Origin of the sequence: Adhaeribacter terreus (assembly GCF_042657365.1) — a bacterium.
Taxonomy (GTDB): Bacteria; Bacteroidota; Bacteroidia; order Cytophagales; family Hymenobacteraceae; genus Adhaeribacter_A; species Adhaeribacter_A terreus.
Genome location: NZ_JBHSKT010000001.1, coordinates 622,301 through 638,402 on the forward strand (window position 1 = coordinate 622,301; position 16,102 = coordinate 638,402).

Annotated in this window: 12 protein-coding genes; 1 reads left to right on the top strand and 11 read right to left on the bottom strand. The window is 45.1% G+C overall.

Translation table 11 applies throughout. The annotated features are described in order from the left end of the window. Positions 1–122 precede the first annotated feature (122 nt). The 10 genes from ACFPIB_RS02520 to ACFPIB_RS02565 form a co-directional block, all read right to left on the bottom strand. Positions 123–1,514: a T9SS type A sorting domain-containing protein gene (locus tag ACFPIB_RS02520; protein WP_378015844.1), complete on the bottom strand. Its 1,392-nt coding sequence runs from the start codon at positions 1,512–1,514 to the stop codon at positions 123–125. A 376-nt stretch (positions 1,515–1,890) separates the two neighbouring features. Next, positions 1,891–2,970 (bottom strand): glycosyltransferase, encoded by a 1,080-nt coding sequence (locus ACFPIB_RS02525; RefSeq protein WP_378015845.1) that lies wholly within the window; start codon positions 2,968–2,970, stop codon positions 1,891–1,893. Continuing rightward, positions 2,949–3,947, bottom strand: a complete 999-nt coding sequence (locus ACFPIB_RS02530; protein ID WP_378015846.1) for a glycosyltransferase family 2 protein — start codon at positions 3,945–3,947, stop codon at positions 2,949–2,951. Before ACFPIB_RS02530 ends, ACFPIB_RS02525 begins: the two co-directional genes overlap by 22 nt. Positions 3,948–4,052: 105 nt before the next feature. After that, a complete protein-coding gene (locus tag ACFPIB_RS02535; protein WP_378015847.1) occupies positions 4,053–5,096 on the bottom strand; it encodes a glycosyltransferase family 2 protein in 1,044 nt (347 codons plus the stop codon). Beyond that, positions 5,062–6,090: a glycosyltransferase family 2 protein gene (locus ACFPIB_RS02540; protein WP_378015848.1), complete on the bottom strand. Its 1,029-nt coding sequence runs from the start codon at positions 6,088–6,090 to the stop codon at positions 5,062–5,064. Before ACFPIB_RS02540 ends, ACFPIB_RS02535 begins: the two co-directional genes overlap by 35 nt. 178 nt (positions 6,091–6,268) lie before the next feature. Then, positions 6,269–7,288: a polysaccharide deacetylase family protein gene (locus tag ACFPIB_RS02545; RefSeq protein WP_378015849.1), complete on the bottom strand. Its 1,020-nt coding sequence runs from the start codon at positions 7,286–7,288 to the stop codon at positions 6,269–6,271. Beyond that, positions 7,285–8,910 (bottom strand): glycosyltransferase, encoded by a 1,626-nt coding sequence (locus ACFPIB_RS02550; RefSeq protein ID WP_378015850.1) that lies wholly within the window; start codon positions 8,908–8,910, stop codon positions 7,285–7,287. Before ACFPIB_RS02550 ends, ACFPIB_RS02545 begins: the two co-directional genes overlap by 4 nt. A gap of 11 nt (positions 8,911–8,921) precedes the next feature. After that, the gene (locus ACFPIB_RS02555; protein ID WP_378015851.1) at positions 8,922–10,184 is read right to left on the bottom strand and encodes a glycosyltransferase family 2 protein; all 1,263 of its coding nucleotides are present in this window, start codon (positions 10,182–10,184) and stop codon (positions 8,922–8,924) included. A 77-nt stretch (positions 10,185–10,261) separates the two neighbouring features. Next, complete coding sequence (locus ACFPIB_RS02560; RefSeq protein ID WP_378015852.1) at positions 10,262–11,566, bottom strand: ABC transporter ATP-binding protein; 1,305 nt, start codon at positions 11,564–11,566, stop codon at positions 10,262–10,264. Positions 11,567–11,577: 11 nt separating this feature from the next. Then, positions 11,578–12,432, bottom strand: coding sequence for an ABC transporter permease (locus tag ACFPIB_RS02565; RefSeq protein WP_378015853.1), 855 nt, complete (start codon positions 12,430–12,432; stop codon positions 11,578–11,580). 636 nt (positions 12,433–13,068) lie between these two features. Here ACFPIB_RS02565 and ACFPIB_RS02570 point away from each other — a divergent pair. Next, entirely contained in the window at positions 13,069–14,409 is a 1,341-nt protein-coding gene (locus ACFPIB_RS02570) for a heparin lyase I family protein (protein ID WP_378015854.1), read from the top strand. 431 nt (positions 14,410–14,840) lie between these two features. Here ACFPIB_RS02570 and ACFPIB_RS02575 read toward each other — a convergent pair whose 3' ends face one another. After that, a complete protein-coding gene (locus ACFPIB_RS02575) occupies positions 14,841–15,794 on the bottom strand; it encodes a polysaccharide lyase (RefSeq protein WP_378015855.1) in 954 nt (317 codons plus the stop codon). Positions 15,795–16,102 lie beyond the last annotated feature (308 nt).

The following is a 16,102-nucleotide window of genomic DNA, read 5'->3' on the forward strand; positions in this document are numbered from 1 at the left end:
TGCAATAAAGCTTGGGGTAAATAACTTTAAAAACGCTATGGTTTTGGGCTTCAAAAGTCGTAGGCTGCATATTACCTCAACTGCATGATGACTCTTGGAAAAAGCTGGAACTTGTCACATGCTCAGAGACGGATCAGTTTAATGGTTTTGCTGTGTCTGTCAGTCTGTAAACGGATCATATAGAGCCCATAAGGCAATTTTCGGGCTTCCAGCTCAACATTAAACTTTTCTCCGTATTTCGTGTAACCTTCCTTTATATTGCGAACAAGGTTGCCGGTAACGTTGTAGATATCCACAGAATACCTGGTATTGCCGGGAATCGAGAATTTTATTTCAGACGTCGTCAGGCACGGATTCGGACTAACAGCAAGGTTTAAATAAACAGCATCGAAAGCCAGTACGCCCGCTGCAGAAAGAGAGTCTGAGGCTAGAATCAACGTGTTGGGACTGGTATTGTTCTTAATGCTGGAACTATGATTGAATTTTCCGTTCAACAGGTTAAAAGCCTGCCCGAAAGCAATAGGAGCAATAAAAGATTCTCTGTATAAGATATTGCCCCCTTTTTCATCTGCAGTATAAACGATCCGGATCTTTCCGGTAGTTTCATTTAGTAAAACAATTCCTTTGGTGCCGGTTTCAGAAACCTGGTAAAGGTTGTCCCAAACGCCGTTTGGCCGGCGCACGAGCAAGCCCAGGTTAGGGTAACCGGAATGGCGGTAACTGGTTTTAACGGCGCAGTAAAGCGTTCCGTCCCGGCCCATCGACATGTTTAAGTGGTCGTTGGCCATCCCACCCCGGTAATTGATCGCAGACTGTGAAGCTGGTACTTCATCTTCGGTCCAGTAGGTAGGGTCGGAGCCATCGGGATGCATTCTGAAACCGAAGCGCTGGGAATTCTGATTCGACCAGAGTACACCAATGCTGCCAAATATCGGGAGGGCAATAAGTGCACAAATATCATCTTCTTTTATTCCTGAAACTACCGAAGTCGGGTCACTCCATTCGGCATACGGATAATCGCTCCATCGTACTTTTATGCTGTTCATGTCGTCGTATGCCACCCACATGCGGTTTTTGGTATCTATATCAATGGTGGCGGTTTCCGCACTATCATCAAGCAGAACCAACACTCTTTCCGGCCTTACCGACCAAAGTTTGTAAGTGAAAGCTTCGGGTACATATTCAATGGATAATAAAAAAGACCTGCTTTTCCGGTAAAGGAGTATGTGTACCAAGTTACCTGCTACTTTGCAATCGGCACGGGCATAACTGGATTTTGCAAGGGTAAGCATTTTGGTCCAGGTGTTGCCATCCAGCCTCCAGACGTGCGTTCCTACAGTGTCGGTAAGTACCGTCCAGTACAGGTCATCGTGAAACCAAATCTTAGATTGGGGGCTTTCCTGGGTATCGGTGGTTACGGGAAGTGGCGATAAGGGGACAATATTATAAAACTGAGCCGAAGCACTTTGAATAAATGGAAGAACGATAGCCATTACAATTAAAAATTTTCTCATAACGGGCAACTATTAAGTAATTCGGCAAGTAGCAGTTTGTCTCAGTGGTGCATTTTATGTTTTTTTAAGTGGTGGATTTTAGAACCAGTTTTAAAAAAAATAAAAAGGGGGAGTGTCAACTTTGTGAAAATTTATATATGGTATATCTTTTAAAAAGTTGTATTATTCTGATTTATTTTTTAGGAAATTCGTGAGCTAATTTCTTTGCTAAGCGAATGCCAATCGGATTCTTCTAAACAACTCCTTCAGAAGCTCATCCTTAACAGAAACTCTGTTTAAGTGATGATCACAGAAATAAGCGCACAGTATTGCTCCCGAAACGCTATGCATTTGGGAGGAAAAAGTAAGGCCGCTTAATTATAGTGGATAGATTAAGTCAGTAATTCCGCAGGTTTTCGGACAGCAAGGTTGTTTCAGAGTTTATCGGTTGGGGCCGCAGTTTTTCGGTGCGCTGAAATTGCTGTTTGAATACCAGCAGTTCCCGGAAATTTTGCAGCATTATTCTGTAATTTCTGAAGCTGAGCAACTTGGCTTTCAGGGAAATATAAGCCAACTCATTGGTTTGGGCAGATTTTAAGCTACCAGGCAAAAGAAGGCGTTTAACCAAGGCCGGCAGCAGTTTTAGCGTGTAATTTGCTACCGTTTTGGCGTATTGAAAGTGAAACTTCGTAATGGTGGTGCAGTCTTTATTGGCTACAAAGCGGTAGGGTATAAGGGCAGAAAAACTCTGGGCACTTTCCCGGAAATAACGCTCATGATATTCGCGGGTCAGGCGTTTGGCCGGGATAAAGTGCCGGAAAATTAAACGGTCGTGGTACCAGATGGTGTAACCGGCCAGCGCCAGCGCAAAGCAAAGCTCATAATCGCCGCCGGAACTCAGGCTTGCTCCTTTGCGATCGGTTAACCGGGATCTGAAACCAGCTTTTAGTAACGTGTCAAAAGCTGTTCTTCGCATTACACTGCCGGCTCCGTAAACCACATTTCTACTTACTTTTCCTGATCTGAAAGCTTGCGGGCCGCTGGCTACTAAACGCGAATTTTTAGCCCAATGCGGCGGTTTCTCCTGAAATACCAATTCGCCGTAACCGCCGAGCATCCCGATCTCGGGGTGTTGCATCATCAGTTTGTAGGCGCGTGTTACATAATCGGGGCACAACCAGTTATCGTCGTCGCAGAAAAGCACAAATTCGTAACGGGCTTTGGCCAAACCTAATTCGCGGGCGTAAGTTAAGCCTGGTTCAGGCTGAGGCAGCAAAGAAAACGGCGTTTTGTTCCCGAAACTTTCCCAGACAGATGCAGCAACTATGGCAGACTGGTCGGTTGAAGCATTGTCGATCACGATCACTTCCCAGGGAATTTCCGGTGGTACATTTTGCAAGGCTAGATGGCGCAGGGTTTCTGGTAAAAGCGCTGCGCCGTTATACGTGCAGATAATTACCGATACGCCCGCTTCCATAATTTATACAGGTTTAGTTTCAGGTATAATTTTAAGAGTACCAGGCGTAGCAACGGGCTTTGGTGCAGGTAAAGAATATACTTTATCTGCGCTTTTACTACCTGCTCGTTATGCAGGCGGTTCCACAAACGGTTGGCTATTTTCAGGCCGTAGTAGGCATAATATTTTTTGGAACGCGCCAGTATTCCGGTTTTCTGGCCTTCGGGCAAATGCTGTTGGATCAGTTTCATGGCTTGGGCAAGATCTTTTAAATGCCCGCCTTTTAGAAATTTATTACCGGAAATGGAATTAGAATGCGTGCGGTATTCGGCCAGGATCTCCGGGGTATAAGCTACCGGGTAGTGACGAGCAATACGCACCCACATTTCCCAGTCTTCGCCGTAAGTAACCCCAAAAAAGCCGCCTAGTTTTTCGTACACTTCCCGGCGCACCGTAATGCTGGCATATTGCAAACGCTGCCGCTCGCTGATGGTCTTAAGCCAGTTGGGTAAAATCCCATCGTGTTGCATTTCGGGAGTTTTATCGTAGTTTTTCCTACCGTTTTCGTCTATGCAGGCGTAGCGGCAAAACGCCGCGCCGGCTTCCGGATGTTGCACGAAAAGGGTTTCTATTTTGCGGTAATAGCCGTTTCTGACTTTATCGTCGCCGTGTAATAAATGCACATATTTGCCTTTGGCGCGAATGATGCAGGTTTCGAAATTGACCAGGCTGCCTACGTTTTTTGGTTGCCGGAAATACGCAATGCGCCCTTTTCCGATCTGTTTTACCAACGCTTCTACATCCACATCGGTGCTGAAATCGTCGATCACTTCGATCTGCATTTCGGCTTCCGGAATATTTTGCTGCAGCACACTTTCTAGGGTTTCCGGCAGAAATTGCGCACAGTTATAAACCGGAATCATGACTGACCAGGTGGGGCGTACACAATTTGCGGGTAAAGGTGCAATGCGGGGTGGAGATTTAGGAATGTAGGCCATTGGTTCAACGTTGAAAAGTGTTCAGTGGCAGGTTGTGCAGGTTTGGTTTTTCCTTAAAAAGGGATCGGTATTTTTCAGGTTTTCGGGCCTGAAAATGGTAGGGTTTTAGCGGGAAAAAGTGACGGCCGGTTTTAATTTACGCATCACAAACTGTTCCCGGATGAAGCTTCGCAACGATTTTAAACCGCTTATCAGCGAATAAACCTGCAACAGGAAAAAGAGCTTTGGTAAAAGTTGCAGGTTTGCAGCCAGCGCCCAGATAATGTAGTTGCGTTTGTGCAGGGCTGCTTTTTTTAAGGCACTTTGCTGGAGGTTTACGTTGGGTTTAGCCAGCATGCAAAGCGTAATAAAATCGAGTTCTTTAACGCAGGCAACCATGGCAATTACGTTATTCCGGGCTAGAAGCGGTTCGAAATTGTGACGGTAGCAGGCCACATAGGAATCTGGCACGTGGTAATGTTCGCCGGTGTAGTAGCGGATATTGCGTAAAACCTGTTCCTGCTGGGCATGTTCGTATTCCGGCTTTTTTAAAACCTGGCAAAGGCTTTGGCTGGTTTCACGGTAATCGAGCAGCACATCGGGTAGGTTATAGAACTTGAATTTGCGGGTGAGTTGCCAGAATAATTCGTAATCTTCGGCATAAGTGGTAGAATAATTTCGTACGCTGGCCGCTGCACTTTTTCGGAACATGATGGTAGGGTGGTAGATCCAGCAAATAAAAGTAAGGTTGTAGTAAAACAACTCACTCTTGAACTTGTCTTGCCTGATGAAAGCTTTGTCTTCGGAAATTACCCGTACCAGCGATGAAACGAGGGCGCAATCAGGGTTTTCCTGCAAATATGCGTATTGTTTTTCCAGCCGTTGCGGGTAGCTGATATCGTCGGAATCCATGCGGGCAATTATTTCGGTTTGCGCCAGGCTGATGCCTTTATTAAGCGTGAGCGAAATGCCCAGATTCTTTTCATTCTGATAAAACCTGATCCGCGGATCGGAGAACGATCTTACTATTTCCACACTCCTGTCGGTAGAGCCATCGTCTATAATAATGAACTCGAAATCCTGAAAGGTTTGGTTCAGAATACTTTCGATGGCTTCGGCCAGGAATTTTTCGGCGTTATAAACCGGCATCAAAACTGTTAAGCGGGGCATGGGCAGGTCTTTTAGTCAGGAAACCGTTTCTTTTTAAAATTTTCCGAAGCTTCTGGAATGGCTTTTTGCTTAGTTGCAGCAGCTTTTCGGGTAGCGTTCGGGTAATATAAAACCACGTAGGGTAACGGTAAGGCAGAAAAGCGCGGTTTAAAAGCCGGTGTAATTTGGGGTCGTAAATGTTGTGGTATTGCAGATAATTTTCGAACCAATTCAGAAAGTATTGGCGCACTTTGTGGTAATGCCCTTTTTCGTTAACCCACTGTACTACTGAGCCCGGCCGTTGCCGGTACAGATTATTGCTGGCAGAAGAAAGGTAAACTTTTTCCCGGAGGTAAATTTTGCATAAAAAAGCCTGGTCTTCGTACAGCTGGTATTCTTTTATAAACGATTCTTCGAAGCCGCCAGATCTTTCTATAGCTTTTTTGCTGAGTAGCCACGCGCAGGGACCGGCGGCAGCGGCCGTGCTGAGCGGATAAAGCCGGTAAAGCAATTCCAACGGTTCAAAGATTTTGTCCTGATGTTCCGGAAGCCTGAGCAGTTGGTTTTTTTCGTAAACGGAACCCACGGGAATTTCAAGGTCTTCGGTTGCCGGGTCGTTCCAGCTATACCAATGCGTAGAACCTTCGGCTACCAGCCCCAGATCCGGATATTGCTGAAAAACAGTGACCTGTTTTTCCAGTTTTTCCGGAAGCCACACATCATCGGCATCTAAAAAAGCGATCAGGTTTCCTTTGGCGTGTTTAACCCCCAGGTTACGGCTTGCGCAAACGCCTTTATTGGCATGGCCTTCATGGTCCAGGTAAAATATTTTTCCGGGATAGTCTTCGGTAAATTGTTTGGCAATATGGGTGCTTTTGTTGGTGGAGCCGTCATCGATCAGCAGCAATTCCCAGTTCTCATAGGTTTGATTAAGCACGCTTGCAATTGTTTCCGGCAAAAATTTTTCTTCGTTCAGAAACGGTATAATTACGGAAACCAGTAGTTGATTTTGCATGGCTGTAAATTTTTAGACGGCTTTATTTTTACTTTTTACCCCGAACACCTACCGTTTTTAGCTTGCAGATGTAACGGATTCTGCTAGTTTTTTACTCGTTTTCCCTACCGTTTTCAGCGGCCGGCTTCGGCTTGCTTTTCTGACTTTTTAGGCCCAAAACCCTACCGTTTATTTTGCTTCAACACCAGCGTTGCACGAGGTTAAATTGCGCTGAAAATTTTTCGGGCGGAAGATCTTTTATCTGGAAACGGCCCATTTGTAATGGTTCGGTCTGGTTTTTTACAAATTCCTCGCGGGTTGTGAAAGCGGCTTTGAATTTGGTTTGGTTCGCAGCCTGCAACGTTTGTGTATTAAAATGGCCATAAGGGTACGAAAGCAAGTCTACGGGTTGGTTGGTTATGTCCCGCAGCAAATTCCGGTTTTCGCGTATTTCCTTTTCCTGAAACGTTATGTCGTGAAAACCAAGTGCCGCATGTGAAACCGTATGCGCACCGATCTCAAAAAGCGGATTACGGCTCAAATCCCGAAGTTGGTTTTCGGTCATGCTTTCGTAGCCGCTTCGTGGTGAAATTGCCTTGCCAGCCCAATCGCGGAGTTTTTGTAATTCCTGTTGCTGTTTTTTTTGCGGAAGGGGCCTTAAGGTTTGCCACAATTTCAGGTACATGGCGCAGCGCATATTGGGCGGAGTTTCTTCGCAGGCTTTCCAGTTGCGGTTAATTTGCTGTTGCTCAGGCGTAAGTTCAGCTTCCTGCAGCAATTCAAAATTCAGGTCTTCGCCATTAATGTTCATTGAAAAAAACGTCGGCAAATGTTCAGTGAAAAGGATCAGGTTTTCAAGTTCATCCCACCAGAATTCCGTTTTTTTGCCAATATTCGACGTTGTTATAAAAAACGTGGCCGGTAATTTATACTTCTCCAGCAGCGGTTTGGCAAAGTGGTAATTATCCGCGTATCCATCGTCGAAAGTAAGGGCAATGTTGCCACTTTTCAGGCGGTTTTTGCTAGCGTTTCCGGTTAATTCAGAAAGGGAAATAACGTTGCCGCTTTGCTGCAGGATCTGCAATTGGTATTCGAAATTTTCAGGGCTAACGGTTATGTCCCAGATGTCGCTTTTCACTTCGGCCACACGATGGTACATTAGCACGGCAGCCTGCGGTGCGAAGTACGATCTGAGGTAGTGGCGCAAACCGAATTTCATAGCGAAAGGGCTTTTTGGGCTTTTACCGTAATTATTACCTGGTAGTGCGGGTCGTGGTGGTCTAGTTTGTGGCGGGGTACTTCGGGCAGGCCCATACCGTATAAAAATGCTGTGGCCGCAAACACATTTCCGAAAGCGTTTATGTTGGTATTGCCACCCGGAAAAGTTTCGGCGGTTATTTTCTGCATGGCTTTATCGGTAAAAGACCAGTACCAGGTTTCTTTCCATTCGCCCTGATCTATGGGCGTAATGCCGGGAACGGTGAGAAGCAACGTGCCGCCGGGTTTTAAGATGCGGTGGCAGGTTTGCATGGCCGCTTTAAAATCGTAGATCAGGTGCAGCGTTTGCGTAAGAATAATGCAGTCGAAACTATTGTCGGCAATGTGCGGCGCATGGCTGATGTCGCCAATAATAGTTGCCTGTGGGTTTTTATCGTTCACGTGTAGAATTTCGCTTTTCGTAACGCCGTTTTTGCCGAAAGCCATGGTATAGGAATTATCGCCAATCTCGAGCGTTCTGCCTTTTATGGTGCCGGCTTCCTGCGCCAGAAAATTCTCGATGTAATACCTGTCTACAGGGCCGCCGCGCTTGTACCCAAAATCGTTGCTGAAAGGCGAGGTGCGGTTAAAGTCGCCGGGCAGAATGTTGCCTATTGCGGGAACATGTTTATTCGATAAGCCCATTTTATGCAGCCATCTTAAACTAAAATCGGGAGCGTTACGCTTTACAAAGGTCTTTAGCATTTTCTTTCTTCTGGTTACATGGTGTTTAAAAAGGATTGCCGGCCGGTGCCGGATAATGGTGGCCATCGCCTGTTTTTTATTTCTGTCGGTTTTAACCTGTTCTAAAAGGGCCTGGCAGTAATAGTTTTTCCAGTTGCGGCGGCCTTTTTTCAAGGCTGTTCTTTCGGCTTCGGTTTTAAGATGCGGCTCCTGGCGGTCCATTATTTGCAGAACTCCATGAAGCATGGCTGGAACGTTTCCTGACATGTTGGTGTTGTGAAACCTGTATGCAGCAATTTTATCCAGGTGGTGGTATACCGGGTATTTCCGGGCAACTTTCAGATACAGGTCGTAGTCTTCGCAGTTTTTCAGGCTTGTATCGAATTCAAATTCTGTAAATACCCAACGCTGAAATAAAACGGTAGCCACCATGCCAATGTAATTGCCTCTTAAAAGCTGGCAGTAATGATCTGCTTTAACTTCCGTTACGCCTTCCCTGATCAGGTTTTCATTTACATAAACCGCATTAAAGGTGCCGCTTACAAACGCAGCTTTTTTTTGCTGATAAAAGGAGTTTACGTTCTGTTCAATTCCTCTCGGGTAAAGCCAGTCGTCCGCATCCAGAAATAAAAGCAGATCGCCGGTACTTTTTTTTACGCCCGTGTTCCGCGCTGCCGAAAGTCCCTGGTTTTGTTGATATACATATTTCACCTCCGGGTACTTTTCCGAAACAGCTTTGGTATCATCAGAAGAGCCATCGTCTACCACCACAATTTCCGTATTCCGGTAAGTTTGTTTCAGCACGCTTTCTATGGCTTTGTGTAAAAAATGCGCGTGATTGTAACACGGAATTATTACCGATACCAACGGGTTTTCTGTATGTAGCGTCTGGTCAGCCATCGGAATTCCGGTTAGCGTAGTTCGGTTTTTTTACGGTTCTGGTAATAATATACAATGCCGGCAATAAGCCCTTTTATTTGTACCCAGAGTGTGCAGTATTGTGCCTGGTACTGCGGAAATCCTTTCAGAATGGCTTTGCTGTATGCTACCAGTAAGGTATGGCTCAAATGCCGGGCATAACCCGCTTTTCTAAATTGTTCCTGTTGAATAAGTGCCGCCGCCGCGTGCCCCCGCATATAACTGAAGATCTGTTTTTTTAAAGCAGTCAGTTCCCGGCGGTGTTCGTGAAAAACAATGGCCCGTGGGTTATAATGAATGGTATGGCCGTTTTTCAGAATGCGGTACCACATTTCAGAATCTTCGTTGCAACCCGAGGCACCCGCGCCTAAGCGTTCGTCGAACAGGCCGGTCTCTTCAAAAATACTTTTCCGGAATGCCATGTTGGCGCCGGCACCTATATTCCAGACAGGCGGGCCTTTGGCGATCGTTTTCCGAAAATATTCTATGTCGAAGATCTTATCGGTATAGCCGCGGTTAAAGCTCCAGTGTTTTTCAAAGATCAGTTGCGCTTCCGACTGAAGTTCAGAGGCAATTACCAATCCGGTCATCGCCATGGTTTTCGGATCCTGGAATGTTTGCCAGACCTGGTGCACCCAGTTTTCAGCGATGCGCACATCGTCGTCGGTAAAGGCAATAATGGGGCAGGTTGCTTTTTTTATTCCGGTGTTGCGGGCATACGATAAACCTGGTATTGGTTCCTGGTAATATTTCACGTTGGGGTAAAGGCGGGTTACCGCTTCCGATTCGTCGTTTTCCCGGGCGTTCTCAATAATGATTATTTCCTGAGGCCGGCACAACATTTTCTGAAACGCTTCGAGGCATTGTTTCAGGGAACCGGGCCGGTTGCGCGTGCATATTATCACCGAAACGGGCACTTCTTTCGGAATTTTTTCAGTAGGTTTTCTTTTTAAAGCTTCTGGCAACCAGCTTTCAGGGTTCTTTAATTTTTCCAACATTTGCGTAGCCTGAAGGTTCTGATTGCGTTCCGAAGTGCTTTTTGCGTATTGTTGCAGGGTTGGCAAAATAGCCTGACCCATTTTTTTAAAATAATCTGCTTCCGAAAGTGTAACGCCCGGTTCTAAGTAGAGATCGCCTAACGGTATGGTTTTCCACCAAAAAACTAAATAGTTACCTTGTTGCAGATTTAACGCAGGCATTTTTGCCGATTCGTGCAGGTAAACGTGGGAGATCTGGTAGGGCAGATGCGTAGTCATTTTTTGCAGTTTAGAATTTTTACAGAGCAGGTAAGGAGCAGGTTCTGACTTTTCAGGCTTAATTCCCTAGCGTTTTTTTAAAGTAAATTTGGTTGTAGCTGGTCCTGCAAATGGGTGTTGGCTTGTTTTAGCTGAAACGGTAATTTCGGCCGCACAGCACCCCACCACTTTCCATACCATTGAATATCGCCGCGGTAATCTTCCAGTTCAAAAAGCAGGCATTCCTCAAAAGTGAACAGGGCTACCGAAGTGTTTTGTACCACAATTAGGGATATGTAATAAGCACCATCGTTCAGGAAATTGCCAGGTATCTCGCAGGTTCCTTCAATTATTCCTTTTTCATAGAACTGTGAAGGCGATGGAACATCAAAAATACATTCGCCGGCAGAAGTGAACAGGTGTAGGCCTACGCTCAGATTTACATTATTCTGCAGGTTCCAGAACTGGAATTTTACAATTAAAGGCGTGCGGATATCCAGTGGCGCATCCATTTCGCACAGTTGCGGTATCAATTCTACATGTTTCAGGCGGACAAGTTCGTTGCCGGGCGCTGTATCTGCAGTTTGCCAGCTTTGGCAATGGCGGGCTTGTTGTGTGGTAGAAAGGTATTGGTTTACTACTTCCGAAACGCCACCAAAAGTCTGCATCGTGCCTTGGTTCAGCCATAAGGCTTTATCGCAGAGATTTTTTACGGCCTGCATGCTGTGACTTACAAACAAAATGGTGCGGCCACTGGTCTGCGAAACTTCGCGCATTTTGCCCAGGCACTTCTTCTGAAAATCGGCATCGCCTACAGCCAGCACTTCGTCTACTATTAAGATGTCAGGTTCCAGGTGGGCGGCTACGGCAAATGCCAGGCGCACGTACATGCCAGACGAATAGCGTTTTACCGGAGTGTCTATAAATTTTTCTACTCCCGAAAAAGCTACGATCTCATCGAACTTGCTCCGGACCTCGGCTTTGCTCATGCCCAGAATATAACCGCTGATGTAAATGTTTTCGCGGCCGGTAAGCTCCATATTAAAACCAGTGCCTACTTCCAGCAAGCTGCTTACTTTCCCTTTTCCCAATACCTTACCCTTTGTAGGCCTTACGATCCGGGAAATGATCTTGAGCAAAGTAGATTTTCCGGAACCGTTTCTGCCTATAATGCCTATGGCTTCTCCATGTTTTACGTCGAAGCTTACATCGTGCAGGGCCAGGAAAAAGTCTTTATTAGCTGCAGATGTGTTGCCCGGCTGTAATTGAAAGAACGGATCTTCCTTTTTTAAAAGCGTGCTATTCCACCAGCGTTGCAGGTCTTGCTTGAACGAACCGGTGCCAATAGTGCCCAACTGGTACACTTTTGATAGGTTCTCGACTTTTATTACGGTTTCAGACATGATCAGGCTGGTTATACAATGTCAATTAATTTATCGCCTTGTTTATTAAAAAGGAGCCAGGCGCCGGCTAAAAGCAAAAGCGTAAACCCTACACTATATAATAAGGCGTTTGGCGCAACAGTACCTTCGCCCAGCATGGCTAGTCTGAATAACTCGAACAGAGGTGTTAAAGGATTGAGCTGCACCAGCCAGCGTACATTTTCGGGAATGGTGGCCAGCGGGTAGATTACGGGCGTTAAGAACATGAGCAGCCGCACGCCCAGCGTTACCATATTGGTCATGTCGCGGTATTTGGCAGTCAGAACCGAGAATATCAGGCCCAGGCCCAGGCTAAAAGCGCCTACATTCAAGATGACCAGCGGTAAAGCAAACAATCCGCTATTAAAAGGAAATGAAAAATCGCCGGTAAAACTGAAGTAAGACATTACGCAGAGCAGCATAATGAATTGAATGCCAAAACGCAGCAGTTGTGTACAAATAACTGAAACGGGCATAATGATGCGCGGAAAATAAACCTTGCTGAAAACGTGCGCGTGTTCTTTAAATGTAGAAGATGTGCCGGTAAAGCTATCGTTAAAGAAATTCCAGAGAATGATGCCGGCCAGGTAAAATAATATTGGTGGAATAGAACCGGTGGAAATGCCAACCAGTTTATTGAAAACGAGCAGGTACGTTACTAACGTTAACGTTGGCTGAAACAGGATCCAGAGGGGCCCCAGAACTGTTTGCTGATAGTTAAGCAGAAAATGCCGCCGTACCAATCCCGCCAGTAAATGCCGGTATGCCCATAATTCTTTCAGGCTGTGGTTCCAGAAACTGGTTTTATTACCAATTTCCCAATCCCAGCTGTTTACAGCCTTTGCCATATTTCGGAAGTTAGAAGTTTTTTAGAGTAGCTTGATACTGCATGTACCTTGCTACAGATTTATGGTTTGCCCAAAAGGCGCATTACTGATTGAACAGTGCTAAATAAATAGTAAAGGGCATATCCGGGAGGATGAAGCATTAAGCATTGCTTTTATTGCGCCCTTTATTTGCTGGTAGATATATAATAAAACCAATATTTAGACTTTACTCCTGGTTTAGCTTCGGGTTTGGAGCCGGGTGATTTGCGCTGGCAGCTAAGGGCAGGTTTTGTTTGTGTAAAATTGTATAATTGATTCATAAACACAATCTTATAATTTGGTTTTTTACGGATTTGCGGAAAATGTTACTGATTTGTGGCCTTGTTTTTGCGTGTTGGGGAAACTATGATTTTCAGCAACATGGTCAAATTCGTAACTTCATCTGTGAACCGCCTGTTTTTCAGGGTATTGGTTTCGATTTTTCTAGGGAAGGAGGTGTCCTTCGAGCGCAAATAATCCGGGATTTTTCAAGTTTACGTAGTGTTTTCACTCATTTTATTGGTATGTTGCCTTATTTTTCATCGAATATTACAAAACTATTCCCGAGCGGGAGGATGTTAATAAGGTGTAATTGATTTTTTAATTATTTTAATTTTTATGAAGAACAAATTTTTGCCATTATTGTCTCTGGCTTTTGTAGGCGCCCTGGCGGTTTCCTGCGAAAAGAAGGAAGTTGAAGAGACGGCACCAACCACCACTTCAGCCCTTAACTCTGCAAGATCAGCTAACTTATTATATGAAGAAGACATGGAAGGCTCCAAGATTTTTTCAACGGCGCATGCTATTGAAAATAACGGCACCAGCTGGACTTTGTCTGCAGTAACCAATCCGGTTTACCAGGGTGCCAAATCGGCTCGTTTCGAGATCCAGAAAGGTCAGACCCTGGTAGGATCTTCCAAGCGTGTACGTTCGGAGGTTACCATTATTAAAGGTACCGAGTACCCGAATTTCCCGAAAGATGTATGGTATTCATATTCTATTCTTTTCCCGGCTAAGGGTTTTGAATACGATGACACCCGCGATTGCATTAACCAATGGTACGAAGACGGTAGCGACGAAACCACCATTCGTGCCCAGAAAGACAAAGCGTTCTTAGAAGTAACGCCGGCCGATGGTTCATCTACTTTGATGAAATATGACTTGTTCGGTACCAGCTCAAGCACGAAATCCGTGGATGGCTTTAACAACATCCCGAAAGATAAATGGTCGCAGTTCGTGTTCCACTTCATTCACTCGAAAGGTTCCGATGGCCTGATCGAGGTTTGGAGAGATGGTGTGAAGATCCACACGATCAAAGGCCGGAACATGCACCTGGAATTACCAAAATGGAAAATTGGTTTATATAAGTCTTCGTTCCTGGATGAAAGTTCGTCAAGAAGCTCACGCGTGGTTTACTTCGATAACGTACGAGTGGGTAACTCAAGCGCTACCTTAGCTGAAATGATCGGTTCCGGTGCACCAGCTCCGACCCCGACACCGACTCCAGATCCAACGCCGACTCCTACGCCAGATCCGACTCCTACGCCAGATCCAACGCCGACACCAACTCCAGATCCGACGCCAACGCCGACTCCTGGTTCAGGTGTAGTAAGCTATACGCTGGTGAACTCGTCTACTGATAAAGATATTATGACGATCACTAACGGTGCGGTAATTAATCGTAAGACATTGGGTGTTAAGAAGTTCAATATTCGTGCGAATACTGCTACTACATCCAGCACGGTCGTTAAATTTACCCTGACAGGTGCGGAGAGCGATTCTCGTATTGATGATGCATTGCCATATGCTTTAGCTGGTGATGATAGAAAAGGTGACTATTATTCATGGGAACCAAAAGCTGGTAGCTACCGCTTAGAGGCCAACACTTATTCTGGCACTAAAAAGAAAATGGGTTCAGCAACAGCAACTCCTTACGTGATCAACTTCACTATTCAGTAATTAAAACTGAAGTGATCTAAATAAATAGAATAACTGGAAAAGGCAGCTAATTTTTAGCTGCCTTTTTTTGTGCCCGGAATTTTAAGTAACAGCGAAGTGAAGCTAAGCACTTTTTCGGCCGAAAACCATACCGTTTTATTTTACTCTGTCTGTTTTGATTAAACGTTATGGTTTCGACAGGGAAAAGTGAGATGGTAAATCATTACAATAAGTTATCGCAGCTAACTGAAATCGGAGATTTGACTTTTAGGTTTGAAATCAAAAATGTACTGATTGCAATAGGGAGAGCTATCGGGTTAAGCTTTCAATTCTGCTTTGAGGAATAGCGTGGAAAATGAACACTGGTTATTTGCTGCGAAAATTGATGTTGATCCAGATTTTGCATTTGGATGCATGCAGTGCTTTTTAATAATTGGCTATGTGGTTTTCGGCTATCTTAATTTGTTAAAGAAATTTACCAATGGGTTGTTTTCCAGCCCGGTGCCGGTTACCGGCGGTGTTATTATAGTATCGCCTTTCATTTCAGCTAAAGTTGCATTAGTGTTACCAACTCTTACGTTATCAAAGTAAACCACGCGTGAATCCCGGGTTGAACTCTTATCCAGGAACGAAGACTTATACAGACCAATTTTCCATTTCGGTAATTCCAGGTGCATGTTCCGGCCTTTGATCGTGTGGATCTTCACGCCATCTCTCCAAACCTCGATCAGACCATCGGAACCTTTCGAGTGGATGAAGTGGAACACGAACTGCGACCATTTATCTTTCGGGATATTATTAAAGCCGTCAATCGATTTGGTGCTGGAAGTAGTACCGAACAAATCGTATTTCATCAGAATGGCGGTGCTGTCTTCTGGCGTAACTTCCAGAAATGCTTTGTCTTTCTGAGCACGAATGGTGGTTTCGTCGCTCCCGTCTTCATACCATTGGTTAATGCAATCGCGGGTGTCATCGTACTCAAAACCTGTTGCTGGAAATAAGATCGCGTACGAATACCAAATGTCGCGGGGAAAGTTCGGGTATTTGGTGCCTTTGATAATGGTTACTTCGGAGCGTATCCGTTTGGAGTTAGGCGTTATTGGTTGGTCTTTCCGGATCTCGAAACGAGCTGCTTTGGTGCCCTGGAAAACCGGGTTGCTCACCGCAGACAAGGTCCAGCTGGTTTCGCAGTTCTCAATACTATGGGCCGTTGAAAAAAGGTCGGAGCCTTCCATGTCTTCTTCATATAATAAATTTGCTGACCTTGCATTGCTGGCTGTTGCAGTGATCGGGCCGGTGTTTTCCACTTCCTTCTTTTCGCAGGAAACCATAAAGAGGCCAAAGAAAATTAAAAGGGCACCTAAAATGGTGAGAGACAATAAAAACGTTAATCTGTTCGCCTTCATAAAAATGATCAGCTAAGTATTGGTTGGCGGTAGAAACAGTAATTCATATTTCTAATCAGCCTTATCTGGCAACTGTTGTTTGAAAGCAATTCCTGGATCCGGTACTACGGTTTGAATCTGTTCGCTAACAGTTACTCCATAAATTATTGATCTCACGCTTCGGTAATAAAACTGAAAGGTGAAAATAAGAACTCTAAAATGCAGCTTTAGTCAGGCTGCTTTTTTTTACCCGGAATTTTAAGGATTGCAGGTGTGGAGGTGGCACTTTTTCAGACGAAAACCATAGCGTTTTGTTGGCTGCAACCTGA

Bases quoted from the DNA above. Each gene is read 5' to 3' on its own strand.
- ACFPIB_RS02540 (WP_378015848.1), bottom strand. From the start codon at position 6,090: ATGCAAAATCAACTACTGGTTTCCGTAATTATACCGTTTCTGAACGAA.
- ACFPIB_RS02565 (WP_378015853.1), bottom strand. From the start codon at position 12,432: ATGGCAAAGGCTGTAAACAGCTGGGATTGGGAAATTGGTAATAAAACC.
- ACFPIB_RS02520 (WP_378015844.1), bottom strand. From the start codon at position 1,514: ATGAGAAAATTTTTAATTGTAATGGCTATCGTTCTTCCATTTATTCAA.
- ACFPIB_RS02530 (WP_378015846.1), bottom strand. From the start codon at position 3,947: ATGGCCTACATTCCTAAATCTCCACCCCGCATTGCACCTTTACCCGCA.
- ACFPIB_RS02545 (WP_378015849.1), bottom strand. From the start codon at position 7,288: ATGAAATTCGGTTTGCGCCACTACCTCAGATCGTACTTCGCACCGCAG.
- ACFPIB_RS02575 (WP_378015855.1), bottom strand. From the start codon at position 15,794: ATGAAGGCGAACAGATTAACGTTTTTATTGTCTCTCACCATTTTAGGT.
- ACFPIB_RS02560 (WP_378015852.1), bottom strand. From the start codon at position 11,566: ATGTCTGAAACCGTAATAAAAGTCGAGAACCTATCAAAAGTGTACCAG.
- ACFPIB_RS02550 (WP_378015850.1), bottom strand. From the start codon at position 8,910: ATGGCTGACCAGACGCTACATACAGAAAACCCGTTGGTATCGGTAATA.
- ACFPIB_RS02570 (WP_378015854.1), top strand. From the start codon at position 13,069: ATGAAGAACAAATTTTTGCCATTATTGTCTCTGGCTTTTGTAGGCGCC.
- ACFPIB_RS02525 (WP_378015845.1), bottom strand. From the start codon at position 2,970: ATGGAAGCGGGCGTATCGGTAATTATCTGCACGTATAACGGCGCAGCG.
- ACFPIB_RS02535 (WP_378015847.1), bottom strand. From the start codon at position 5,096: ATGCCCCGCTTAACAGTTTTGATGCCGGTTTATAACGCCGAAAAATTC.
- ACFPIB_RS02555 (WP_378015851.1), bottom strand. From the start codon at position 10,184: ATGACTACGCATCTGCCCTACCAGATCTCCCACGTTTACCTGCACGAA.